The organism is Herbaspirillum camelliae, from assembly GCF_001929405.1.
In the GTDB taxonomy this organism is placed as follows: domain Bacteria; phylum Pseudomonadota; class Gammaproteobacteria; order Burkholderiales; family Burkholderiaceae_D; genus Herbaspirillum; species Herbaspirillum seropedicae.
On sequence record NZ_KV880769.1, the window covers coordinates 1,256,530 to 1,280,877 of the forward strand.

The 24,348-nt window shown below is 65.5% G+C and carries 22 protein-coding genes; 11 read left to right on the top strand and 11 right to left on the bottom strand.

All coding sequences use genetic code 11. From position 1 onward, the window contains the following. The first annotated feature begins 37 nt into the window (after positions 1 to 37). Positions 38 to 886: a D-amino acid aminotransferase gene (locus BGK68_RS05685; RefSeq protein ID WP_075256267.1), complete on the top strand. Its 849-nt coding sequence runs from the start codon at positions 38 to 40 to the stop codon at positions 884 to 886. Between the two features lie 16 nt (positions 887 to 902). Here BGK68_RS05685 and BGK68_RS05690 read toward each other — a convergent pair whose 3' ends face one another. Together BGK68_RS05690 and BGK68_RS05695 are read right to left on the bottom strand one after the other, a co-directional pair. Further along, positions 903 to 1,505 carry a hypothetical protein gene (locus BGK68_RS05690; protein WP_075256268.1) on the bottom strand — a complete coding sequence of 201 codons (603 nt, stop codon included), beginning with the start codon at positions 1,503 to 1,505 and terminating at the stop codon, positions 903 to 905. 4 nt (positions 1,506 to 1,509) lie between these two features. After that, positions 1,510 to 2,112, bottom strand: coding sequence for a ComF family protein (locus BGK68_RS05695; RefSeq protein WP_233149242.1), 603 nt, complete (start codon positions 2,110 to 2,112; stop codon positions 1,510 to 1,512). A 251-nt stretch (positions 2,113 to 2,363) separates the two neighbouring features. Here BGK68_RS05695 and BGK68_RS05700 point away from each other — a divergent pair, with 251 nt between their 5' ends. After that, on the top strand, positions 2,364 to 2,645 hold the full coding sequence (locus BGK68_RS05700; protein WP_075256269.1) for an HP0495 family protein: 282 nt from the start codon (positions 2,364 to 2,366) through the stop codon (positions 2,643 to 2,645). Between the two features lie 95 nt (positions 2,646 to 2,740). Here the strand turns inward: BGK68_RS05700 and gcvA are convergent, their stop codons facing one another. Next, the gene (gene gcvA / locus BGK68_RS05705; RefSeq protein ID WP_075256270.1) at positions 2,741 to 3,661 is read right to left on the bottom strand and encodes a transcriptional regulator GcvA; all 921 of its coding nucleotides are present in this window, start codon (positions 3,659 to 3,661) and stop codon (positions 2,741 to 2,743) included. 184 nt (positions 3,662 to 3,845) lie between these two features. Between gcvA and BGK68_RS05710 the strand changes: the two genes are divergently transcribed. Genes BGK68_RS05710 through BGK68_RS05725 form a run of 4 tightly spaced genes read left to right on the top strand, consistent with a single transcriptional unit; the run spans position 3,846 to position 6,785 of the window. Continuing rightward, on the top strand, positions 3,846 to 4,235 hold the full coding sequence (locus tag BGK68_RS05710; RefSeq protein WP_075256271.1) for a DUF2917 domain-containing protein: 390 nt from the start codon (positions 3,846 to 3,848) through the stop codon (positions 4,233 to 4,235). A gap of 35 nt (positions 4,236 to 4,270) precedes the next feature. After that, entirely contained in the window at positions 4,271 to 4,963 is a 693-nt protein-coding gene (lipB, locus tag BGK68_RS05715; RefSeq protein WP_075256272.1) for a lipoyl(octanoyl) transferase LipB, read from the top strand. Positions 4,964 to 5,003: 40 nt separating this feature from the next. Then, positions 5,004 to 5,996, top strand: a complete 993-nt coding sequence (lipA, locus tag BGK68_RS05720; RefSeq protein ID WP_008333855.1) for a lipoyl synthase — start codon at positions 5,004 to 5,006, stop codon at positions 5,994 to 5,996. Positions 5,997 to 6,035: 39 nt separating this feature from the next. Beyond that, positions 6,036 to 6,785 carry a Fic family protein gene (locus tag BGK68_RS05725; protein WP_075256273.1) on the top strand — a complete coding sequence of 250 codons (750 nt, stop codon included), beginning with the start codon at positions 6,036 to 6,038 and terminating at the stop codon, positions 6,783 to 6,785. Between the two features lie 6 nt (positions 6,786 to 6,791). Here BGK68_RS05725 and BGK68_RS05730 read toward each other — a convergent pair whose 3' ends face one another. Next, the gene (locus BGK68_RS05730) at positions 6,792 to 8,234 is read right to left on the bottom strand and encodes a coniferyl aldehyde dehydrogenase (RefSeq protein WP_075256274.1); all 1,443 of its coding nucleotides are present in this window, start codon (positions 8,232 to 8,234) and stop codon (positions 6,792 to 6,794) included. A gap of 9 nt (positions 8,235 to 8,243) precedes the next feature. Further along, complete coding sequence (locus BGK68_RS05735; protein WP_075256275.1) at positions 8,244 to 9,875, bottom strand: GMC family oxidoreductase; 1,632 nt, start codon at positions 9,873 to 9,875, stop codon at positions 8,244 to 8,246. A 235-nt stretch (positions 9,876 to 10,110) separates the two neighbouring features. Between BGK68_RS05735 and ribA the strand changes: the two genes are divergently transcribed. The 3 genes from ribA to BGK68_RS05750 all read left to right on the top strand — a co-directional run bounded on the left by ribA (position 10,111) and on the right by BGK68_RS05750 (position 15,083). After that, positions 10,111 to 10,797: a GTP cyclohydrolase II gene (ribA, locus tag BGK68_RS05740; protein WP_075256276.1), complete on the top strand. Its 687-nt coding sequence runs from the start codon at positions 10,111 to 10,113 to the stop codon at positions 10,795 to 10,797. 127 nt (positions 10,798 to 10,924) lie between these two features. Further along, complete coding sequence (locus BGK68_RS05745) at positions 10,925 to 12,085, top strand: CobW family GTP-binding protein (protein ID WP_075256277.1); 1,161 nt, start codon at positions 10,925 to 10,927, stop codon at positions 12,083 to 12,085. Positions 12,086 to 12,236: 151 nt separating this feature from the next. Next, complete coding sequence (locus BGK68_RS05750; protein ID WP_075256278.1) at positions 12,237 to 15,083, top strand: bifunctional diguanylate cyclase/phosphodiesterase; 2,847 nt, start codon at positions 12,237 to 12,239, stop codon at positions 15,081 to 15,083. A 75-nt stretch (positions 15,084 to 15,158) separates the two neighbouring features. On the opposite strand, the gene BGK68_RS05755 is transcribed toward BGK68_RS05750, so the two are convergent. Then, positions 15,159 to 16,094: an AEC family transporter gene (locus BGK68_RS05755; protein ID WP_075256279.1), complete on the bottom strand. Its 936-nt coding sequence runs from the start codon at positions 16,092 to 16,094 to the stop codon at positions 15,159 to 15,161. A 62-nt stretch (positions 16,095 to 16,156) separates the two neighbouring features. Beyond that, entirely contained in the window at positions 16,157 to 16,861 is a 705-nt protein-coding gene (locus BGK68_RS05760) for a GntR family transcriptional regulator (RefSeq protein WP_075256280.1), read from the bottom strand. Positions 16,862 to 16,989: 128 nt separating this feature from the next. Here BGK68_RS05760 and mnmC point away from each other — a divergent pair, with 128 nt between their 5' ends. After that, complete coding sequence (mnmC, locus tag BGK68_RS05765; protein ID WP_075256281.1) at positions 16,990 to 18,867, top strand: FAD-dependent 5-carboxymethylaminomethyl-2-thiouridine(34) oxidoreductase MnmC; 1,878 nt, start codon at positions 16,990 to 16,992, stop codon at positions 18,865 to 18,867. A gap of 25 nt (positions 18,868 to 18,892) precedes the next feature. On the opposite strand, the gene BGK68_RS05770 is transcribed toward mnmC, so the two are convergent. Then, complete coding sequence (locus BGK68_RS05770) at positions 18,893 to 19,873, bottom strand: helix-turn-helix domain-containing GNAT family N-acetyltransferase (RefSeq protein WP_075256282.1); 981 nt, start codon at positions 19,871 to 19,873, stop codon at positions 18,893 to 18,895. A gap of 257 nt (positions 19,874 to 20,130) precedes the next feature. On the opposite strand from BGK68_RS05770, the gene BGK68_RS05775 reads away from it, so the two are divergent. After that, a complete protein-coding gene (locus BGK68_RS05775) occupies positions 20,131 to 21,738 on the top strand; it encodes an NAD(P)/FAD-dependent oxidoreductase (protein ID WP_075256283.1) in 1,608 nt (535 codons plus the stop codon). A 90-nt stretch (positions 21,739 to 21,828) separates the two neighbouring features. Here BGK68_RS05775 and phaP read toward each other — a convergent pair whose 3' ends face one another. The 3 genes from phaP to BGK68_RS05790 all read right to left on the bottom strand — a co-directional run bounded on the left by phaP (position 21,829) and on the right by BGK68_RS05790 (position 24,150). Next, on the bottom strand, positions 21,829 to 22,398 hold the full coding sequence (phaP, locus tag BGK68_RS05780) for a TIGR01841 family phasin (RefSeq protein ID WP_013236669.1): 570 nt from the start codon (positions 22,396 to 22,398) through the stop codon (positions 21,829 to 21,831). Between the two features lie 240 nt (positions 22,399 to 22,638). After that, positions 22,639 to 23,826, bottom strand: coding sequence for a patatin-like phospholipase family protein (locus BGK68_RS05785; RefSeq protein ID WP_075256284.1), 1,188 nt, complete (start codon positions 23,824 to 23,826; stop codon positions 22,639 to 22,641). A 117-nt stretch (positions 23,827 to 23,943) separates the two neighbouring features. Beyond that, a complete protein-coding gene (locus BGK68_RS05790) occupies positions 23,944 to 24,150 on the bottom strand; it encodes a DUF3717 domain-containing protein (protein WP_008333821.1) in 207 nt (68 codons plus the stop codon). Positions 24,151 to 24,348: the final 198 nt, after the last annotated feature.

A 24,348-nucleotide genomic window follows, 5' to 3' on the forward strand; every position in this document is an offset into this window, starting at 1 on the left:
CGCCCCGACTCTCACCATCCACATTGGAAAGCCCACCATGAACGATCCTATCGTCTACCTCAACGGCGAACTCACCCCTCTCTCCGAAGCCCGTGTGCCGGTGCTGGATCGCGGTTTCATCTTCGGCGACGGCATCTACGAAGTCATTCCCATGTATGGCCGCAAGGCGTTCCGCGGCAAGCAGCACCTGGCGCGCCTGTTGCGCAGCCTCGCTGGCATCGGTATTCCGAATCCGCATGACGAAGCCGGCTGGATGGCCTTGATCGACCAGGTAGTCCAGGCCAATGGATTGCAGGACCAGATGATCTACCTGCAGGTCACCCGCGGTGTGGCCAAGCGTGCCCACGCCTTCCCCAAGGAAGTGGTGCCCACGGTGCTGATCATGACCAACCCCATGGCCCTGCCATCGGCAGCGATGCTGGAAAAGGGCGTGGCCTGCGTGACGATGGAAGACCGCCGCTGGCTGAACTGCCAGATCAAGTCCACCTCGCTGCTGGGCAATGTGCTGGCGGCGCAGTTCGCCGCCGAGAACGAAGTGACCGAGGCGATCCAGTTCCGCGACGGTTTCCTGTCGGAGGCGTCGGCCTCCAATGTGTGGGTCGTCAAGGATGGCAAGATCTCTGCTCCGCCCAAGGACAACCTGATCCTCGAAGGCATTCGTTACGGCCTGATGGAAGAGCTGTGCGCCGAGCAGGGCATCGCCCTGGAATCGCGCCGCATCACCCGCGAGGAAGTCCTGGCCGCCGACGAACTGATGATTTCCTCGGCCAGCAAGGAAGTGTTGCCCGTGGTCACGCTCGATGGCCAGCCAGTCGGCAGCGGCCGGCCTGGGCCGGTGTTTGCGCGGGTGTATGCGGCCTATCAGGCGGCCAAGGCGCGGCTGTAACGGTCGTGGCCGTTGGCTAGGCGGGGGCGTAGGAAGACTGCGCGGTGTGCGCGTCTTCCCGCAGCAGGCTCATCTGCTGTTCCCTTGAGGACAGGGCTGCCATTTTCTTGCCCAGGCCGATCCTGGCCTCCGCTTGTCGCCGAGCTGAGGGCGTCATGTATTCAATCAAGGCTTCCAGCGCCGCTGCTCCCTTGACGGCGTGGAAGACCTGCTGCGTATCGACGAAGGTCCAGCAATACTTCTTGCGGTCGAGCAGTTCGATCACATTGCTGAGCGTACCGCTGCTTCTTGCGTCCCAGATCATCAGGCCGGAATCGGCGGCCTCGGCCATGGCCAGATCCTTGGCGGTGAAGTAAGCGCGGGAGCCCGGCGCATGACGGCTGGCCACGGGCTGCACCGGCCAGTTGCCGAGCTTGTTGCGCGGCGCGTTTCCGGTACAGAAGAGGGTCACACGCGGATACTTCAGGTCCTGGAGGAATTGCTGGATCAAGGTGTCGACCCCGTCGGCATCACCGACGACGATCTCGAAATCCTGGCGCACGATATTCATGATCCGCTCTTGCACCTTGGGCGCAAGTTGCCGGATGCTGATGGAGCCAGCAATAAAAACGGTTGTCATCGGCTTACCTCCAGGTCAGCGTGGCCACGTAGATTTCGTGGATTTTCTCATACGTGCGCAGTACATCGGTGGCGGCGTCAAGAGAGGCTCCGCTGTCGTACAAATCGTCGAGCAGCAAGATATTCCAGCCACCGGGGCCTGCGACGAGACGGTGCAGTTTCAGTAGCCCTGCCAGCGCAGCGTCCTTGTCCGCCCGCCGAGACAGAGCCTTCAATGGGTACTTGCCCACTGACTTGCTGAGCAGCCGGCACACGGGTTTGCATGCGAGCGTCGCCAATGCGTGCGCCAGCGCCACCACAGGCTGTCTGGTCCGCAGGGTGGACGCCGGCATCGGAACGATCAACCGGAAGTCCGGCAGCAAGGGCAGGATGTGCGATTGCACGGCCTGCGCCAGCGGCATGACGTGTTGATGCTGTGACCGGTACTTCAACTGGTAGAGCGCTTCGCCCACCTCGCTACGTCTGGTATTCCATTGCAGGTGGCCAAACGCATCATGCCCGCGCGGCGTGCTCAACAGGGAATGCTTGTCGAGGGCGTAGCCACGGTCGAATCGGCCCTGTAGCGCTTTGACATTGACCCGCATAGCCCACCGCTTGTTGTTGTGCAAGCAAGCATTCTTGGGCTGTGACGGGAGCGTCATCAATCGCTGTGTGTTGGTTTTTGCTCCCCTTTTTCGTCGGCAGTGCTACAGGGGGGGGCAGGTGCGGCCCTGACGTTTTCTGCACGTCAGCCCGCCCGCATGGCGTAGAATGCAGGCATTCCCCACCCGTACCACCCGCTTGAAGCCTGCCGGTTCATCCCCATCTGGGAGCATTGAAACCAGGAGCGCCCGGGCGGACAACGCCAAGGCGGTTTGCCATGACTATGCCCACTATCTCCCCTGAAGAATCCCTGATCGAGTATCCCAGCGACTTTCCCATCAAGGTGGTCGGGATCACGCACGACGCCTTTGCCGAGACCATTGTCGCCATGGTCGTCGAGCACGACCCTGAATTCCATGCCGGCAAGGTCGAGATGCGTCCGTCCACGCAGGGCAAGTACCTGTCGCTCACGCTGACGGTGCGCGCCACCAGTCGCGCCCAGCTCGACAACATCTATCGCGCCTTGTCCACCCACGAGATGGTCAAGTTCGTGCTCTGATGCTCTGATCCTCCGCTTCGGCAGATAAGAAAACCGGCGTCGCCCTGCCAGGCGCGCCGGTTTTTTCATGGGCGGCCAGACCGCTCTTGTGTCGTTCAGCCAGGCCAGGCCGCACTGGCGTGGAACAGCCGCATCTCGTCGAAGATCCATTCCTTGAACGCCGCCACGCCCGGCTTTTCCAGCCCCTCGGGCAGGTGCACGAAGTAGTGCGCATCCTCGCTGGGAACGGCCACGTCGAACAGCCGCACCAGCTCGCCCGTGCTGATCTCCTGCGAGGCAATCACATGGCGCGCCAGCGCCACGCCCTTGCCGTCGGCGGCCTGGCGCAGCGTCAGCGAGGAGTCTTCCACCAGCAGGCCGCCGGTGGGTTCGGGCAGTTCCAGCCCGGCCTCGGCCAGCCACGGCTGCCATGACTCGCGTGAGTCCACCCGCAGCAAGCTACAGTGCGCCAGGTCAGCCGGACGCGCCAGCTTCTTGCTGCGCTTGCCCCGATAGTTGGGTGCGGCCACCGGATAGTAGTAGTCATCGCTGAGCTTCTCGCTGACCAGTCCGCTGTAGTTGCCGCGACCAAAGCGCAGCCCGACGTCGATGCCGTCCAGGCGCAGGTCGTTGAGATGCGCCGCCGATTGCAGCACCACCTCCAGCTCCGGATGCGCATCGATGAAGCGCCACAGGCGCGGGGCCAGCCAGCGCGAGGCGAACGAGGGCGTGGTCGAGATCACCAGCCGCTGCTGGCGGTTCTGGCTGCGCAGATGCTCGGCGGCCAGCGCGATCTCCGAGAGCGACTTGCGGATCGTGGCGGCAAAGCGCTGCCCGGTCTCGGTGATGCTGATGCGCTTGCCATGGCGCAGGAACAGCTGCAGGCCCAGGTCTTCTTCCAGCGCCCGCACCTGGTGGCTGATCGCCCCCGGCGTGACGTGGACTTCCTCGGCCGCGCGCGAGAAGCACTCGTAGCGCGCAGCAGCATCGAAGGCGCGCAGCGCGGCCAGATTGGGCAGTTTGCGGAGGTCGGCCATGGGTTGTCCTTGTGAATTTCATTCGCAATGACGCGCAATATATATCGTTTTGTTGCGGCTGGGCAGCTTCCTACAATGGAAGCACATTCAACCACATCTCCGGCATCGCCCCTCCAGGCCGACTTCCTGACTGGCAGGACGGCAGGGGAGCGGCTTGTCCGGCGCAAAAGGAGGATTTGCAGTCATGTCAATTCCATTCGCAACCGAAACCACCACGATCCGGCTCGCCGCCGGCCAGACCCATGCACTGGTTCTGCATGGCGCCGCGTGCATCCGCGTCCACCAAGGGCTGGTCTGGCTGACGGTGGAGCAGGGCGGGGCCGATGTGTGGCTCAGCGCCGGGCGCAGTTTCGCTGTCCCTGGACGTGGCCTGGCGGTGCTGGAAGCGGCGCACGGGGCGGCCGAGGTCGACGTGCGGATGCAGCCCGGCTGGGGCCGCCGCCTGCTGCGCTGGCTGCGCGGGCCGGGCCGCTCGCCCGTGGCCTCATCGACCTCGTCGGCCACGTCGCCGACCTGTGGCGAGACGGTGCGTATCTCCAGGCTGCTACCGCATGGCCTGATCCGCTGGTTCTGAAACAGGCCACAGGGAATTTCGCTACACTGGCGGGCATGCAAACCGCACTACCACCCGCCAGCGCCACGCCTGCTGGCGCCCGCCGGCCCGAGATCGTCCGGCGCGGCGTCGAGCCCTACGAGGCCAGCTTCGCCGCCATGCGCGCCTACACCGATGCGCGCAGCGCCGACACCCCCGACCAGCTCTGGATCGTCGAGCATCCCCCTGTCTACACGCTGGGTCTGGGTGCCGACCGCGCCCATGTGTTGAATCCGCACGACATCCCGATTGTCCAGACCGACCGTGGCGGCGAGGTCACTTACCACGGCCCTGGCCAGGTGGTGATCTACCTGCTGATGGACCTGCGCCGCAACCGCAGCGGGGCGCGGCTGTTCGCCCGCGAATTCGTCCACAACATCGAAGAGGCGGTCATCGCCACGCTGGCGGCGTATAATCTGGCCGGTGTACGCAAGGAAGGGGCGCCCGGCATCTACGCCGCCGACGGCCCCTGGCAGGGCGCCAAGGTGGCCGCGCTGGGCTTGAAGATACGGGGCAACGGCTGCACCTACCATGGTGTCTCGCTCAATGTGGCGATGGACCTGGCGCCGTTTTCCTGGATCAACCCCTGCGGCTACGAAGGCCTGGCCACCGTGGACATGCAGACCCTCGGGGCTGCCAACGCCCGGCTGGCCGATGTCCAGGACTTGCTTGCCGACCAATTGATCGCCCGCTTCGCGGGCATGGCTTGAGCCCCACGCGCCGCGTGCGCCCGGGGCCGGAACGACCGACATGACGACCGAACTCACTCCCGCAGCAGATTCTTCCTCCAACGCCACCGGCTCGGCCCGCGCCAATCCGCTGGACAAGCAGAAGGGCGCCGGCAAGACCGCCTGGATCCCGATCAAGGTGGTCGCCGCCGAAAAGCTGAAGAAGCCGGACTGGATTCGCGTCAAGGCCGGTTCGCCCACCACCCGCTTCTACGAGATCAAGGACATCCTGCGGGCCAACAACCTGGTGACGGTCTGTGAGGAAGCCTCCTGCCCCAACATCGGCGAATGCTTCGGCAAGGGCACCGCGACCTTCATGATCATGGGCGACAAGTGCACCCGCCGTTGCCCCTTCTGCGACGTCGGCCACGGCCGCCCCGATCCGCTGGACCCCAACGAGCCGGAAAACCTGGCCAAGACCATCGCCCAGCTGCGCCTGTCCTACGTGGTCATCACCAGCGTGGACCGCGACGACCTGCGCGATGGCGGCGCAGCGCACTTCGCAGCCTGCATCCAGCGTGTACGTGAATTGTCGCCCGAGACCCGCATCGAGATCCTGACCCCGGACTTCCGTGGCCGCATGGACCGCGCGCTGGAAATCCTCAAGATGGCTCCGCCGGACGTGATGAACCACAACCTCGAAACCGCACCGCGCTTGTACAAGGAAGCGCGTCCGGGTTCGGATTACGAATATTCGCTGAGCCTGTTGAAGCGCTTCAAGGACCTGCATCCGGAAGTGCCGACCAAGTCCGGCATCATGGTGGGCCTGGGCGAGACCGACGAGGAAGTGCTGCAGGTCATGCGCGACATGCGCGCCCACAACGTGGATATGCTGACCATCGGCCAGTACCTCATGCCCAGCGGCGACCACCTGCCGGTGCGCCGCTACGTCCACCCCGACACCTTCAAGATGTACGAGGAAGAGGCCTACAAGATGGGCTTCGTGCATGCCGCCGTGGGCGCGATGGTGCGCTCGAGCTACCATGCGGATCAGCAGGCGCACGGGTTGGTCTGACCGGCTGCTGCTTCCGCTTCCATCCCACCTCAGCGAGCGATGCTGCACCGTCTCTGGCACCAGGCGATCGATGCCGACAAGGCCAGGCTGGATGCGGCACGCCCGCTGCCGCAACACACGGTCGCCTCGCTGCGCGACAAGCTGGTACTGGAGTGGACGTATCACTCCAATGCCATCGAGGGCAACACTCTGACCCTGCGCGAAACCAAGGTGGTGCTGGAAGGCATCACCGTCGGCGGCAAGTCGCTGCGCGAGCACTTCGAGGCCATTAATCATCGCGACGCCATCCTGCTGGTGGAACAGATCGTCGCCGGCAACGAGCCCTTGAGCGAAGCGCACATCAAGGACATCCACAGTCTGGTGCTCAAGGGGATCGATGCCGACGAGGCGGGCCGCTATCGCCGTGAGAACGTGGTGATCGCCGGCGCCAGCACCACCCCGCCCGATTTCCTGCATCTCAACGATGAAATGCGCGCCTTGCTGGCGTGGTATCAGCAGGCCGGCAGTCTGCATGCGGTCGAACGTGCAGCGCAATTGCATACGCGCTTCGTGAAGATCCATCCCTTCATCGATGGCAATGGCCGCACCGGCCGCCTGCTGTTGAACCTGGAGTTGATGAAATCCGGCTATCCCCCTGCGGTCATCCGCAAGGAAGATCGCCTGGCGTATTACGACGCTCTCGATGAGGCCTGCGTCAGCGGTGACCATGCGGGCATCGTCGCGCTGGTGGCCGAAAGCGTGCAGCGTTCGCTGCGCTTGTATCTGGATCTGCTGCCCGCGCCCGGATGAGCGGCATCAGCTCAATCGCCTGATCAGTCCCAACACCCACTCAAACGTCTTTCCATAAGGCGGATGCAAGAGCGTCCCGCCGTTGAAGCGCGCCTGCCGGAACACCGGCTTGCGCTTGCTGAAGGTATCGAAGCCCCAGCGGCCATGATAGGCCCCCATGCCGCTTTCGCCGACGCCGCCAAAGGGTTGCTCTTCCTGCACCAGATGCCACAGGCAGTCATTGATGGTCACGCCGCCCGCATGGGTCTGGCGCAATATCTGCTCGCGCCGCGCCGCATCCTCCCCGAACCAGTACAGCGCCAGCGGGCGCGGTCCCTGGCGCACCTGGGCGATGGCGTCCTCCGCTTGATCGTATTCCAGGATCGGCAGCACCGGCCCGAAGATCTCTTCCTGCATCACCCGCATCGACGAGGTCGCGCCCAGGATCAGCGTAGGTGCGAGCTTGCGGCTGTGGCCCAGCTCTTCCCCGGCCGGGTTGACTTCGATCACCTGCGCACCGCCGCCACGCGCTTCCTCCACCAGCGTCTGCAGACGCGCACGATGGCGCGGGCTGATGATGGCGGTGTAGTCCGGGTTGTCGTGCAGGCGCGGATAGAGCCGGCCCATGGCCTGCGCCAGTTGCTGCGCCACGCCGGCGGCCTGGCCGCGTGGGACCAGCAGGTAGTCAGGGGCCACGCAGGTCTGGCCGGCGTTGAGCAGCTTGCCGAAGGCAATGCGTTGCAGGCTGCTGTGCAAACGGCAGGAGGGATCGAGGATGGCCGGGGACTTGCCGCCCAGTTCCAGGGGCACCGGCGTCAGGTTGGCCGCCGCCAGTTGCGCGATCTGGCGACCGACCTGGGTCGAACCGGTAAAGAACAGGTGATCGAACGGCAGTGACGCAAAAGCCTGCCCGATGCTGGCGTCCCCGGTGACCACGGCCATTTCCTCCGGGGCGTAGTAACGCGCGACCAGCTCGGCCAGCAGGCCCGAGAGCCGGGGCGTGAGTTCCGAGGGTTTGAGCAGCACCCGGTTGCCCGCCGCCAGTGCCGCCAGCGCCGGGCCCAGCGCCAGTTGCAGCGGATAATTCCACGGCGAGATGATGCCGACTACCCCCAGCGGCTGCGCCAGCAGGCGGTTGCTGCCGGGCAGGAAGTGCAGGGCGGTGGCCACCCGCTGCGGACGCATCCACTGCTTCAGATGTGCTTGCGCATGACGGACCCCGGCGCGCAGCACGAACAGTTCGGCCATGCGCGTTTCATGGTGCGAGCGGCCGCCGAAGTCGGCATCGATGGCGGCGATGAACGCCGCTTCGTGCTCGCCCATCAGGGTTTGCAGTCGGGCCAGCCGGTCCATGCGCAAGGCGTGGGAGGGATCGCTGTCGGCGGCGAACGCCTGCTGTTGCACGGTGAAGAGGTGCTGCAATTGTGCAGTGGTGGTGTCAGTCATTGATGCATCCTTGCATTGTGTCATCGGGCAGTATCAGGCCGCCTCGGTGCGGGCCTGGCTGGCCCGGATCAGGTCAGCCGCCTTCTCGGCAATCATGATGGTCGGGGCATTGGTGTTGCCGCTGACCAGCGTGGGCATGACCGAGGCGTCCACCACGCGCAGGCCTTGCAGCCCATGCACGCGCAATTGCGCATCGACCACGGCCATCGCGTCCTCGCCCATGCGGCAGGTCCCGGCGGGGTGGTAGATGGTGTCGGCGCGGTGGCGGATCATGGTTTCCCATTGTGCGTCATCCATGTCGTCGCGCCCACCGAAGAGCTCGCGCCGGCAGTAGTGGCGCAGCGGTTCGGTCATGACGATCTGGCGTGCGATGCGGGCGCCCGCGATCATGGTGGACAGGTCACGCGGGTTGGAGAGATAGCCCGGATCGATCAGTGGATCGGCCATCGGGTCGGCCGACTGCAATCCCACGCGTCCGCGCGAATGCGGACGCAGCATGCACATGTGCAGCGAGAAACCATAACCGGCATGCAGCTTTCTTGCATGGTCATCCACGATGGCGATGCAGAAATGCAGCTGGATGTCGGGCCGCTCCAGTTCAGGCCGGGTCTTGAGGAAGGCCGCACCCTCGGCGAAGGGCGTGGCGATCAGGCCTTCGCCGTGTCGCTTCCAGGGCAGCAGCTGGCCCAACAGGCGCAGGCCGCCGACCACGCCCAGGCCGAAATTGTCGGTGTCGCGGGTGGTCCAGCCCTGGGTGAAGTCGAGGTGGTCCTGCAGGTTCTGGCCCACGCCGGGCAGCGCGTGATGCAGGGCGATGCCGTGCGGGAGGATGTCCTCGGGCCGGCCCACGCCCGACAATTGCAGCAATTGCGGTGAACCGAAGGCGCCGGCGGCGACGATCACTTCGCGGGCCGCGCGTACCTGGGCATCCCCCTGTTGTTGCCGGTAGGCCACGCCGACCGCCCGCTTGCCCTCGAACAGCAGGCGCTGCGCGCGCACCTGGCGCAGCACGGTCAGATTGGGACGCTGCCCCATCACCGGATGCAGGTAGGCCGCGGCCGCCGAGCAGCGTTCGCCGCGATGGGCGGGCGTGTGGAACTGCGTGACCTGGTACAGGCCCACGCCTTCGTTGTCGCCCGTGTTGAAGTCCTGGCACAGCCGATGCCCGCGCGCCTGGCCGGCTTCGATGAAGGCGCGGGTGATCGGGCGGGGCCGGTTCTGCTCCGACACCTGCAAGGGGCCGCTGTCGCCATGCCAGGCATCGGCCCCGCGTACATTGTTTTCGGCGCGTTTGAAGTAGGGCAGCACGGATTCCCAGTCCCAGCCGGGGCAGCCGGCCTGCGCCCAGCCGTCGTAGTCCTGGCGCTGGCCACGCACATAGAGCATGGCGTTGATGGCCGAGGAGCCGCCCAGGGCCCGCCCGCGCGGCTGGTAGCCGCGGCGGCCGTTCAGGCCGGGCTGGGGCGTGGTCTGCAAGGCCCAGTTGTTGAGCTTGCCATAGCCGGGCAGCATGGCCACCACGGCAGCGGGCGTTCGCACCAGCAGGCTGTCGCCCTGGCCGCCGGCTTCCAGCAGGCAGACCGAGACGCGCGGATCTTCCGACAGGCGCGCGGCCAGCGTGGCGCCCGCCGAGCCGCCACCGACGATGACGTAATCGAACAGCACGGTTGTCTCCCTTTTTTATCGTTGTCCGGCTATCAAGGGTGGCGCTGCCTGCAGAGGTTGGCGCCGCTCCGGTGTCTCCCGGCTTGAGGGGCATTATGACCCGGCAGGCGCGGCCTGTTCAAATTCCCTGCATGAATTGCACAATTGCCTTCACCGCTGCGGGTGCGCGCTGAAATAAACGCGGCCGCAAGGTAAGATACGCGGTTCTGAGCATTCGATTCGAAAGCAGGTTGTCATGTCCTCACCGATCGCACCGGTCGCCGTCGCGCCGGAAGAAAAACTGGTCTTCGTCAGTTCGTGCAAGTTGCCCATGCCCTGGGCGACCTTCGAGCTGCACGCCTTCTATGATGAAGTTTCCGGCAAGGAACATCTGGCCCTGACCCTGGGCGAGGTCGGTGACGGCCAGCCCGTGCTGGGCCGCGTCCATTCCGAATGCCTGACCGGCGACGCCCTGTTCTCCCAGCGCTGCGACTGCGGCGCCCAGCTGGAAGCGGCCTTGAAGAAGATCGCCAAGGAAGGCCGCGGCGTGCTCTTCTACCTGCGCCAGGAAGGCCGTGGCATCGGCCTGTTGAACAAGATCCGCGCCTATCACCTGCAAGACCAGGGCGCCGATACGGTGGAGGCCAACGAACGCCTGGGCTTCCCCGCCGACATGCGGCGCTACACCATCGTGCTGCCCATGCTGGCGCACCTGAAGATCACCAGCCTGCGCCTGATGACCAACAACCCGCGCAAGGTCAAGGCGCTGGAAGAGAGCGGCATCACCGTGGCCGAGCGCATTGCCCTCATTGCCAACCACAATCCCTTCAACATCGGCTACCTCGGCACCAAGGCGCGCAAGCTGGGCCACCTGCTGCCCGGCATGGGCAAGGTCGAGGAGGCGCCGGACAAGGTTCCGCTGGACGCCCACGACAACGAGTGAGGGCCTACACCTTGGTACAGGCGGACGGACTTCGGTCCGTCTTTTTTTTTGCCCGTCGCGGTCTGCCTCCTTGACGCATCGGTTAGCATGGCGGCTGGATCGTTTATTCTCATCCCGTCTTTACAACATGAACCCATCCGTACCCGCCGGTGATGCACCCATCCCCGTTTCCCTGCTGACCGGTTTCCTGGGCAGTGGCAAGACCACGCTGCTCAATCACCTGATCAGCCAGCCCGAGATGAAGGACACCCTGGTCATCATCAACGAGTTCGGCGAGATCGGACTGGATCACCTGCTGGTGGCGCACAGCCAGGAAGAGACCATCGTCGAGATGAGCAGCGGCTGCCTGTGCTGCACCATCCGTGGCGATCTCAAGAAGACCCTCAAGGACATCACCTGGCGCTTCGCCGAGGGCGGGCGGCGCAAGTTCAATCGGGTGGTCATCGAGACCACCGGCCTGGCCTCGCCTGCGCCCATCCTGCACACGCTGATGACCGATGCCTTCATCGCCGAGCGCTATCGGCTCGATGGCGTCATCGTCACGGTCGATGCGGTCAATGGCATGTCCACCCTGGATCACCATGAAGAAGCCGTCCAGCAGGCCGCCGTGGCCGACCGCCTGCTGCTGACCAAGACCGACCTGGCCGACGCCGCCACCCTGGCGGCCCTGCAGGCGCGTCTGCGCACGCTCAATCCGGGCGCGCGCCAGCTGCAGCCGCAGGTGGGCCAGATCGCCGCGGCCGAACTGCTGGATGCGGGCCTGTTCAAGCCGGGCGAGAAGATGCCTGACGTGGCGCGCTGGCTCAATGAGGAAGCCTTTGCCGAGCAGGCCCGTCATGAGCAGGCGCACCATCATGCCCATGACCATCACGGCCACGGTCACCACCACGGCCATGACCACCATGGCCATGACCATGAACACGACGTCAATCGCCACGATGACCACATCCGCGCCTTCTGCTTCACCTTCGACGAGCCCATCGATCCGGTGCTCTTCGATGAATGGCTGAGCCTGCTGGTGGGCTTCAAGGGACCGAACATCCTGCGCATCAAGGGCATCCTCAATCTTAAGGGCGAGGCGCTGCCCACCGTCATCCACGGCGTGCAGCACATCTTCCATCCCACCGCGACGCTGCCGCAATGGCCCTCGGAGGACCGTCGCAGCCGCATCGTCTTCATCACCCGCGACGTCGAGCGCGCCACCATCGAGCGCTCCTTCGACGCCTTCATGCAGGCCCAGGCCATCGAGCGGGAGGCTCGCGAGAAGAAGGCCGCGCCGTCGTATTGAACGGGGACTGCGCAGGCATTCCCGTGCGGCAACATCGGGACGGGCCTGGGAAATATTCCTGGCCTGTTGCGTAAAAATAAATCCGGCACGACCGATAACGAGAGATAGACCGGATATGATCGGCCTCTCATTGGGATAGAACGATTCGTTTATGCAGCGTGTGATCAACAAGCTGGGGGCAACGTTGTCGGCATCACTCACGCTGATGCTGGGCCTTTGCGCGACCGCCACAGTGTTCGTGGCCACCAGCCATCTGGAAGAGGATGCCGTCAGCCTGGACTTCGAGCGTCGTGCCGGCCTGCGCGCCTTTACCATCCAGCGCGGGCTGGAAGAGGCGGTCCAGGTGCAGTCGGTGGTGAACCACTTCTACGCCACCGTGGGCGATCCCACGCGCGACCAGTTCGAGAACTTCACCCGGCCCTTGCTGGAGCGTTATCCCTACGTACGCGCCTTCAGCGTGCAGCGCTTCGTCTCGGATGAGGATCGTCCCGTCTTCGAGGCCTTGCGCCAGGGCGCCCGGCCGGGCTTCCAGATCACCACGCTGGCCGAGGGCAAGGTCGAACCGGTCCCGGCGCCGCAGCAGCCGTCCTACCTGGTGGTCGATTTCATCGAACCGGTGCCGGGCAACGAGGCCGCGCTGGGGCTGGATGTCTCCCGCAACGCCGAGATCATGGGCGCGCTTGGCGCCGCGCTGGCCAGTGGTCGTCCGGCTTCGACGCCGCCACTGCGGCTGGCCCAGTTCGGTCCTGATGAGCGCGGCCTCCTGGTGATCCAGCCGGTCTATCGCGGCGGCGTGCAACCGACCGACCAGCTGGCGCGGCGCGCCCTGCTGGTGGGCGACACCACGGCGGTGCTGGAATTGAACGGGCTGGTGCGCAAGATCCTCGACAGCGCCGGCCTCATGGCTGACCACGACATCGGCCTGCGCATCTACGTCGGCGCCCAGGCCGAGGGCAGCAACCTGGTCTATCGCCATGACAGCGCCCCGCAAGAGGCGCACTGGCTGGATCATGTGCTCAAGCCGGGCTCCCTGTTCCGCCATCCCTCCACTACCGTGAGCAGCTTCGACATCGCCGGCCAGACCTGGCACCTGGAGATCAGCGTACCGCCGCGTTCGCTCTTCGCCGACCATTACGGTTCGCTGCTGATCCTGCTGGTGGGCGTGATCGCTTCGCTGCTGGGCGCGGCCTACATGCGGGCGCTGTCGATGCGCTCGCACCGCATTCAGCAACTGGTGGAAGACCGCACCGCCGAGCTGCGCACCACCAATGCCCTGCTGTCGGACGACATCAAGGCGCGCCGCCTGGCCGAGCGCGCGCTGCGCCTGCGCCACCAGGCCATCGAGGCCAGCGCCAACGCCATCCTGATCCTCTCGGCCCAGGAGCCCGACTACACCATCGAATACGTCAACCCGGCCTTCGCCCGCATCACCGGCTACAGCAGCACCGAGGCGGTGGGCAAGAGCATCCGTTTCCTGGAAGGGCGCGACAGTGATCCGGAGGGCTTTGAGACCGTCTGGATCGCCATGCGCGAGCAGCGCGAGCACAACGTGGTGCTGCGCAACTACCACAAGGATGGGTCGGAACTGTGGAACGACTTCTACATCGCACCGGTGCGCGACGAGAGCGGCGAGGTCACGCATTTCGTGGCGGCGCTCTACGACATCACCTCGATGAAGCGCTACGAAGCCGAGCTGGAATTCCAGGCCAGCCGCGATACCCTCACCGGGCTGATCAATCGTCATATGCTGCGCCACCATTTGGAGCAGGCCATCGGCGTGGCCGAGCGGCAGAAGCAGGCGCTGTGGGTGGTGTTCGTGGACCTGGACCGTTTCAAGTTCGTCAATGACACCCTGGGCCACAAGGCCGGCGACACCTTGCTGCGCACCGTGGCCGGCCGCCTGCGCGCAGCGGTGCGCGAAGCGGATACGGTAGCGCGCCTGGGCGGTGACGAATTCATCATGATCCTGCCCGAACAGGATGAGCTGACCCTGGACACCCGCAGCCTGCAGCGCATCATGGATGCGGTGGCCGCACCGGTGACGCTGGGCGGCCATACGCTGTTCATGACCTGCAGCGTCGGCGTGGCCTGCTATCCCAACGACGGCACCGATGGCGAGACGCTCATCAAGCACGCCGACATCGCCATGTATCGCGGCAAGCAGACCGGCCGCAACAACTTCCAGTTCTATACCCCGGCCATGAACGAGCAGGCGCTGGAACGTCTGCGCATCGAAGGCGACCTGCGCAATGCGCTGGACCATGGCGAATTCCTGCTGCATTACCAGCCCAAGGTGGACCTGGCCAGTGGCCGCGTCATCGGCAGCGAAGCGCTGATCCGCTGGCAGCATCCGCAACTGGGCATGGTCTCGCCGGCGCGCTTCATCGGCCTGGCCGAAGAGACCGGCCTGATCCTGCCCATCGGCGCCTGGGTGCTGCGCGCCGCCTGCACGCAATGCCGCCAGTGGCAGCTGGGCGGTTACGCTGACATCAGCGTATCGGTCAACCTCTCGGTGGGCCAGTTCCTGCAGAAGGACCTGGTCTCGTCCATCGCCGATGTGCTGGAAGACACCGGCCTGCCGCCCGAATCGCTGGAGCTGGAGCTCACCGAGAGCCTGATGATGACCGACGTCGAACACGCCATCGGCATCCTGGCCGGCCTCAAGAAGCTGGGCGTGCGCCTGTCCATCGACGACTTCGGCACCGGCTATTCCTCGCTGGCCTACCTCAAGCGCTTCCCCATCGATGTGCTCAAGATCGACCGTTCCTTCGTGCGCGATATCACCATCGACGCCGATGATGCGGCCATCACCGCCTCCATCATTTCGCTGGCGCGCCACCTCAAGCTGCGCGTCATCGCCGAGGGCGTGGAAACCGACGAGCAGCTGGACTACCTGCGCCACTATGGCTGCGACGAGATCCAGGGCTATCTGTTCAGCCCGCCGGTGCCTGCCGACAAGTTCGAGCAGATCCTGCGGCAGGACCGGGTGATGACCTGATCCGGGTTGCGCAGGAAGCAATGAGGCCGCGCGGCATCGCCGTGGCGGCCTTTTTTCATGGGCCTGTCGATGGACTCAACGATGCGCGATCCAGGCCAGGATCAGCGCAATGGTGGGCAATGACAGCGTGGTGGAGACCAGGATGGCGCGCGACATGGCGGTGACTTCGCGCTGGTACAGCTCGGCCAGCATGAAGGGACCGGTGCCGATGGGCATGGCCGAGAGCAGCACCGCAGCGTCCGCCCACAGGCGCGGCAGCGGCAGCAGCCAGTAGGCCAGCACCGCCGTGATGGCCGGCTGCAGCAGCAGCTTGAACGCCACCAAGAGGCTCACCGAGGCGCCCTGGCGGTCCTGCACCGGCTGCGCCAGGAACAGTCCCAGCGAGACCAGCGCGCAGGGACCGGCGGCCCCGCCCAGTATCTTGAACAATTGCTGCACGCCGCTGGGAACCGGCAGGCCGAACACGGCCACGATGATGCCCGCCACCGGCGCGATCATGATGGGATTGCGCAGCAGCGAACGGCCCACCTTGGCCACCGTGTGTGCCAGCCCGGCCTGGGCGTGCAGGCAGGTCTCCAGCAGCACGATGGCCACCGCGAAGAGGAGGCAGGCCGTCATCACCATGGCGATCACCGAGGGCGGCAGGCCATCATGACCGAAGGCCAGATAGCACAGCGGGATGCCGATGAAGCCCACGTTGGCGTAAGAACTGCCCAGGCTGTCGATGATGATGTCGGCGGCAGCGGCCCGTTGGCGCCAACGCAGCCAGGCCGTCAGCAGGAACACCAGCGCCACGCTCAGGGCGAACACGGCGATGAAGCGCAGGTTGGCGAAATCGGCCGCGCTCAGGCGCGACATCGAATCGAACAGCAGCGCTGGCAGCGCCAGCCAGATGACGAAACGATTCAGCTCCGTGGCCGCGCCGGCAGAGAGGATGTTGCGCTTGCGGCAGGCCCATCCCAGGAAGATCAGCGAAAAGACCGGAAAGACGATGTTGAAGATGGCGAGCATGGCGGTGCGCAGCCGTGCTGCGTCCTGGTGGGCGGTGGGGCGGAAGGACCGCAGGGCAGGGTTCAGGCCTGCCCTCTCTTGTCGGCGTAGTGCGCGCTGGTGAGCACGCGCGCCAGATGTGCGGCGGCGCTCTCGGCATGCTGGCGCGCCAGCTTGTCGGCCAGCGCCGGCCTGCCCTCCAGCATGGCCTGCAGGATGGCCTCATGTTCCTCCCAGACCGCCAGGTGCGAGCGCACCTCCGAGGAGAGGATCGCCCCCATGGCGCGCCGGATGTGCTGCCAGTGCAGCGCCGTGGTCTGGCCGATCATGGGGTTGCCGCAACTGCGATAGATGAACTGGTGGAAATCCATATCGGCCAGGATGCGCGCCGACAGGTCGCGCATATCGGCCAGTGCGCGGCCCGCTCCGATCAGCGCCCGGCCCTCGCGTTCGCCCGCTGCGCGCAACGCGGCATCGCTCTTCCATTGTTCGGCAGTGCTGCGCGCCGCCAGGCCATCGAGCACCGCGCGCACCTGGTAGAGCTGCATCAGGCGCTGCGGATCGAGCGCCGTCACCATCACGCCCTTGCGCCCGGCATCTTCGATGAAGCCCTCGCGCTTGAGGATCTGGAAAGCCTGCAGGATAGGCTGGCGCGACACCCCCAGCTGTTCGGCCAGACCCTCCTGGGTGATCTTTGCATTGGGGGCCAGGGCGCCGGTGCAGATCGCATCCAGGATGGCATGGTAGACCTGCTCGATGAGCTGGGCCGGGGCGTCGATCTTGTACATGGGCGGGTATCGTGGTTTCTGTGTTCTGTATGCAGATTATGGAGGCGCTACGGCTTTGTCAAGGCGCAAGGTCGGGGCTGGCTGGCGGCGTAGAATGGCGGCCTTGATCGATGCCGTCCAAGGGAACCATGCCTGCCCGTCCGCTTCAACTTGCTTCTTCCGAACTGCTGGCCGCCTGGCGCGCCGACGCTGCGCAACACCAGCGCCTGCTGGCGCTGCCTCCGGACTGCCTGCGCGAGCAGCAGGCGGCCACGGTGCTGGACCTGCATTTCGGCCTGGGGCAGAACTTCTTCGCCACTTGGCGCGCTTTTGACGAACTGCGCGGGCAGGGTGGCACACAGCGCCTGCATTACGTGGCGATCCTGCCGCATCCACCCGCCCCGCAAGAGCTGATCGACGATTCAAGTTATGCACAGGCCTTGCGCGCCGCCTGGCCATTGCCCTTGCCGGGCACGCACCGCCTGCTGCTCGATGAGGGCCGCATCACGCTGACCCTGGTGTGGGGCGCGCTGGAAGAAGAACTGGCGCGGCTGGAAGCGCCGGTGGACCTGTTCTATCTGCATGCTCACGTCCAGGCCTTCGACCCGGATGCGCCCGTCTGGCAGGCCCCGGCCTGCAAGCGCCTGGCGCGCCTGGCCTGGACCGGGGCGCAGGCCGTGGTGCTGGGTGGCGCCGGGCGTGATGACCTGCAGGCAGCGTTGCGCCAGGTCGGGTTTGCCGGCCAGTCCCGCGAGAGTGCGCTGCACCTGCGCTATGCCCCCGGCTGGGCGCGTCCGCCGTCCCATGTGGCCACGCGGGAAACGCCCTTGTTGCGTTATCCACAGGCCACTCGCCACGCCATCGTGATCGGCGCCGGCCTGGCCGGCACCGCTGCTGCCGAGCGTCTGAGTGCACGGGGCTGGCGCATCGACCTGATCGACGCCGGCCCGGAACCGGCCACGCGCGCCTCAGGCAACCACGCCGGGCTGTTCATGCCCGCGCTGGCGCGGGACGACAGCCCGCTGGCGCGCCTGACGCGGGCGGCCTTCCTGTTTGCGGCGCAGCGCTGGCAGGCGCTGGGCGGGGTGGGGATGGAGGAGGGCGCGGCCATTCTCGGGGAATGCTGCGGCATCCTGCAGTTCGGCCGTGATCCCAAGAAGGCCCAGTCCTTCGAACAGGGTGCGCGCGAATGGGATTATCCGGCCCGCTATGCGCGCTGGATGTCGGCGCTGGAGACAGCGGATGCGCTGGGCATGCCCACCATGGGCGGCGGTTATTTCTTCCCCGAGGCGGGCTGGCTCAATCCGCCCTCGGTGTGTCGGCGCATGCTGGCCGTGGCCAGGCAAAGAAATCTTGTCCACAGCCATTTCGGCCGCACCGTCCATCGGCTGCAACGGGAAGGGGGGCAATGGCAGGCGCTGGATCAGGCCGGCGAGTCCATCGCCCAGGCTCCTGTGGTGATCCTGGCGGCAGGCGCGCAGGCCAGCGCCTTGCCGATAGCAGCAGCGCTGCCCCTGAACGCCGTGCGCGGCCAGGTCACGCATCTGCCTGCAGAAGGCTTTCCGCGCCTGCCCTTCGCTTTATGCGGCGACGGTTATCTCACCCGCGCCCATGGCGGCCTGGTCTGCATGGGCGCGACCTATGACCGTTTCCAGGACCCCGCCTTGCGCGTGGACAGCCATGCCGAGAACCTGGGCCGCCTGCAGCACATGCTGCCCCAGATCGCCGCCCACACGCGCCTGCCGCAAGCCAGCGAACCCGGCCTGCAAGGCCGTGTCGGCCAGCGCTGCATCGCCCCGGACCGCTTGCCGCTGGTGGGCGCGCTGCCTGGTGAAGCGGGCCTGTACGGCCTGCTGGGCTATGCTTCGCGCGGCCTGATCTGGGCGCCGCTGATGGCCGAATTGCTGGCCGCCATGCTGGAGCGCGAACCGCTGCCCTTGCCGCGCGACCTGGTCGCCGCACTCGATCCGGCGCGCTTCCGGACTACTGCTGCGTCAGACCTGGACGTACCCACCGAGCTGGAATGAAGGCTTGCAGCGCAGGCCATTGCGCTCAACGCTTGTGCGCCGGTCGCAGATAACGCTGCTCCACCACGCGGCTGCCCCATTGCTCGCCGGGCGATTCCTCGGCCAAGGCAAAGCCAGCCTCCAGGTAAAGGTGACGCGCTGCATCCAGCCCCTGGAAGGTCCACAGATAGCATTCGAAATGATGGGCATCGACAAAGGCCATGGCCTGCTCCAGCAGCCCCCGTCCCACGCCCCGTCCGCGCAGGCTGTCGTCCACGATGAACCAGCGCAGGTGGGCCAGGCCGCTGGCCACATCGCCATCGATGATGATCGACGCCAGGGTGCGGCCGTGTTCCCCATGGGTCCAGATGGCCTTGCCAGGGGCGGGTAGGGACTGGACGAAGGCGCCCAGTTCGCTGGCCACCTTGTGTTCGAAGTAGACGCCGAACCCGGCCGCCTCGGCATAGTAGCGGGCGTGCAAACTGGCAATGTCGCCGATGCAGCCGGGCTGGTAGCCATGCGCGAAGGGCGCCTCGGCTGAGCCCTTGGCAGCGCCTGTCACGGCATTGGGATTGTCGCGCGACAGCGCCTCCGAATACAGCGCCAATGCGCGCACCAGGCCCTGCTGGTCTTCCGGCATGATCCGTCGCAAGGCGGCGGAGACCTGGTCGGTGGCGAACTTGTCGATCTTCTTGCGCAGCGCCTGACCGGCCTCGGTGAGCGCCAGGCTGAAGGCGCGGCCATCGCCGGGGACCGGGCTGCGGCGTATCAGTCCCAGCGCTTCCAGCTTGGCGAGCTGGCGGCTGGTGTTGGACTTGTCCAGATACAGGACCTCGCCCAGCTCCCGCGCCTGCAGACCGGGCCTGAGCCCGATCTCGATGATGGCGTGCACCGCCGAGGGGGCCAGGTCGCTGCCGGCCAGCGTGCTGCGCATGAAACCCAGCTCGCGCACCAGCTTGCGCGAAAGCTCCCGCAACTGGCGGATGGTCTGTTCACGCGGTGGGGTCTGCAGTCCGTCGAAGTCCATGGCGGCTCTCATGATGGTTGCGAAGTGCAATCAATTTAACGCAGGATGATTGCGAACCGCAACTTTCTTCACCTTCATACGGATGCGGGCCGACGCCGCTGTCTCGCCCACGCAACTAGCGCCAGGCCAGAAGCGGTTGGGAGGGCATGCCCGGCTGGAGTAGAATGTCGCCTTTCGCGCTGCCCGCACCGTGACCGCACCGGCCGCCGTGGCTGCGCCGCCTCCTGCATCCCCAGTCTTGTTGAAAGTCTCCGCACATGTTGCGCATCTCTGAGCTCACTCTTCCGTTATCCCATACGGAAGACCAACTGCACGCCGCCATCCTCGACCGCCTGGGCATCCAGGCCGATGAGCTGCTGTCCTTCACGCTGTTTCGCCGCAGCTACGATGCCCGCAAGAAGTCGGCCATCACCCTGAACTACACCATCGATGTCGAGCTCAAGGATGAAGCTGCGGTCCTGGCGCGCCACGCCAAGGCGCGCAATGTCGGTCCCACGCCGGACACCTCCTATCACTACGTCACCCGCGCCCCGGCGACGCTGAAGAAGCGCCCGGTGGTGATCGGCTTCGGTCCCTGCGGACTGTTCGCCGCGCTGATCCTGGCCGAGATGGGCTTCAACCCGATCGTCCTGGAACGCGGCAAGACCGTGCGCGAGCGCACCAAGGACACCTGGGGCCTGTGGCGTCAGCGCGAACTCAAGCCCGAATCGAACGTGCAGTTCGGCGAGGGCGGCGCCGGCACCTTCTCCGACGGCAAGCTCTACAGCCAGGTCAAGGACCCCAAGCATTACGGCCGCAAGGTGCTCACCGAATTCGTGGCCGCCGATGCGCCGCCGGAGATCATGTACGTCAGCAAGCCCCACATCGGCACCTTCCGCCTGGTCAAGATGATCCAGTTGATGCGCGACAAGATCGAGAAGCTGGGCGGCGAATTCCGCTTCGAGCAGCGCGTCGAGGATGTGCTGATCGAAGACGGCAAGATTCGCGGCCTGACCCTGGCCTCGGGCGAGCAGATCGAGGCCGACCACGTGGTGCTGGCCATCGGCCACAGCGCCCGCGATACCTTCGAGATGCTCTACGAGCGCGGCGTCTACATCGAGGCCAAGCCGTTCTCCATCGGTTTTCGCGCCGAGCATCCGCAGTCGCTGATCGACAAGTGCCGCTTCGGCCCCAGCGCCGGCCATCCCATCCTGGGTGCGGCCGACTACAAGCTGGTGCACCACGCCTCCAATGGCCGTTCGGTCTACAGCTTCTGCATGTGTCCGGGGGGCACCGTGGTGGCGGCCACCTCCGAGCCGGGCCGGGTGGTCACCAATGGCATGAGCCAGTATTCGCGCAATGAGCGCAATGCCAACAGCGGCATCGTGGTGGGCATCTCACCGGCCGACTATCCGGGCCATCCGCTGGCCGGCATCGCCTTCCAGCGCGAGTGGGAAAGCCGCGCCTATGAACTGGGCGGCGGCAACTACAACGCGCCGGGGCAACTGGTGGGCGACTTCATCGCCAACCGTCCCTCGACCCAGCTGGGCAGCGTGGAACCGTCCTACAAGCCCGGCGTGAGCCTGGGTGACCTGAATCCCTCGCTGCCCAAGTACGCCATCGACGCCATCCGCGAAGCGCTGCCGGCCTTCGACAAGCAGATCCGCGGCTATTCCATGCACGACGCCGTGCTGACCGGCATCGAGACACGCACCTCCTCGCCCATCCGCATCAAGCGCGATGACCATACCCTGCAGAGCTTGAACACCAAGGGGCTGTATCCGGCCGGCGAGGGCGCCGGTTATGCCGGTGGCATCATGTCGGCGGCCATCGATGGCATCCGCGTGGCCGAGGCGCTGGCGCTGGATATCGTGGCGCAGTCCTGATGGTCAGGTCCGCAGCGCGGGCCGCCCAATGCAAAACGCCGCTCCGGTTGCCCCGGGGCGGCGTTTTGTTTTGAAGCTGGCTGGCGCGGATTACTTCTTGGCGCGGGTCGAAGCGACCGTCTTTTCAGCCGCAGCGGTGAATTGCTTGGTGGCGTTGGCCAGGTTGGCTTCCAGGGTTTCCACGGCTTGCTTGGAGTTCTTCGACAGTTGCTCGTAGGCAGCGTTGGCGTTGGTCAGGGTGGCCTTGAGGATGGAGACCGCCTGTTCCGAACCCGGAGGCGCGTTCTTGGTGATCTCATCGATCAGGGCCGACAGCTTGCGGCTGGTTTCAGCGATCTGGGCTTCGGCTGCCTTGGTGAATTCAGCCTGGGTCGAGGACACGATGCCAGCCAGGTGGCGGCCATAGGCAGTCGCCTTTTCAGCGCCCGGCTGGGCCTGGGCGGTGGCCAGCGACAGCAGTTCCTGGGGATCCTTGGCGCCGGCCAGTTGCTTGGCGGCGGCAGCGGCTTCTTCCAGGGTCGCCTTGGTGGCCGACAGGTTCAGTTCGACGATCTTTTCCACGCCTTCGAAGGCCTTGGCGGTGAGACTGTTGATCAGGTCGAGGTGGGCTTGCAGATTGGCTTTGGTAGCGGCGGAAAACTGGTCTTGGTACGAGAACATGGTCATCTCCTTGGTAATGGGCAATAAAGCAGCCGGAATCGGCTTTGGGGAGCGGCTCGGACCAGAATCAATCAGACTGCAAGTGATTTGTGCGCCGCAACAATTCCTATTTTATGCACTTCTTTGGTGAAATCAAGAGGTATTTTGTGCATTGCACAAAATAATTTGCAACCCGTCTGAATTATGCGACGGCCCGCCCAGCCTGGCTTTGCGGGGAATCAATCCGAACGTTCGGTTCTTTTACCCGGCGGCGACATGGGTCTGTCCACTGGGCAGGTCATGGACCACGATGCCGGCCTCGCTCTGGCCGAAGGAGTCTTCCTGGCTCAGGGCGATGCCGCGCAGGGCGTCCTGGTAACCCTGTTCCCAGCGCCACTGTACCGAGCCCCGGGCGAAGTTCACGTCCTTGGAAGCCATGTTCCAGTCGCGCCCGGCATAGGCCAGGCGCACGATGTGGATGGTGGTGTCGGCGTCCAGCTCGGCCATCATCTGGCGGTCCTGCTGGGTCAGCATCTTTGGCGGCAGGCGCTTGTACAGATCATGGGCGGCGCGGCGCAGGCGGTATTGCTGCAGATAGGCATCGATATGGCGCTGCGAGCGCGAGGCGAAGGTGACGTCCTTTTCGCGGGTGACCACCTCTTCCAGCGTGCGCGGTTCGGGCCCGTCGGCATGCCACAGGTCCACCATCAGGCAAATCAGGTTGCTGCGCGGCGCGTCATTGAGCACCACTTCCAGCGGGGTATTGGAATACAGCCCGCCATCCCAGTACAGCTCGTCCTCCACGCGCACCGGCGCAAAGCCGGGGGGCAGGGCGCCGCTGGCCAGGACGTGTTGCGGCCCCAGCGCTTGCTCGCGGCTGTCGAAATTGACCAGCGTGCCACAGGACACCTTGACCGCCGAGACCGTCAGGCGGATCCCCGACTGGCCATTGAGATAATCGAAATCGACCAGCCGCGACAGGGTCTGCTCCAGCTCGGCGGTGCTGTAGAAGCTGGCCTCTTCGGGCGGCACCGGCAGGCCCAGTGCAAAGGCGTTGAGCGGACGCGGCCGGAAGAAGCCGGGGGTGCCGCGCAGGAAGGTGTCCATGGTGGTCAGCCGGGTGGCCCAGGGGCGCAGCGTGTCCGGCACCGTGCGCAGGTCCAGCAGGTCGGGGTGGGCGACGGTTTCCCAGAATTCGCGCAGGCGCTCGATGCGGGTTTCGCGTGGATTGCCGGCGATCAACGCGGCGTTGATCGCGCCAATCGAGGTACCCACGACCCAGTCCGGCGTGAAATCGTGCTCATGCAGCGCCTGGTAGACGCCCGCCTGGTAGGCGCCCAGCGCGCCACCGCCCTGCAAGACCAGCGCCACGCGGGGCTTCTCGGCCACAGGGGCGGCAGCGGCCTTGCGGCGACCGGACGGGGGCGTTTGTTCGGGGGCTTTGCGCATCGTTCATCCTTTCAGGGAGTTCCCTGGCTGATCCGTCTACGGCGGGAACGTTCAGAAGCAGTCTAGGATAACGCGCTTACGGCAACGTGACGATGAAGAGATGGCGCTGGCCGGCGATCAACTGGCCAGCCAGGCCTCGATGAGCTGGCGCGCCTGGGCGTCGATCTGTTCGAGGTCCACTTCATGGCGGCGATGGAAGATCATCATTGCGTACAGACCCGCCAGGGCATTGACTTCGGGGGACAGTGCACACTCCTCTCCGCTGGCCGGGCGCTGCTGGCGCCAGTAGTTGATTGCATCTTCGAGTTCGGTGAGGGTGAGCATGGCGGTGTTTCTTGATAAAGACGTAAGTAAAACGTCGGCGCATTCTAACCCATTTCAGGTCCCGATACTGGTTGAAAACACAGTGTGGATGGGCTTGCCGGGCCCTCATGCAGTTTCTGCATAAGCATCTGCGCCCTGCGCGGCATGCAAAAACCAAGCAAGCACATGCGCAATGCTTCGTTCGGATTCACAGCCCGC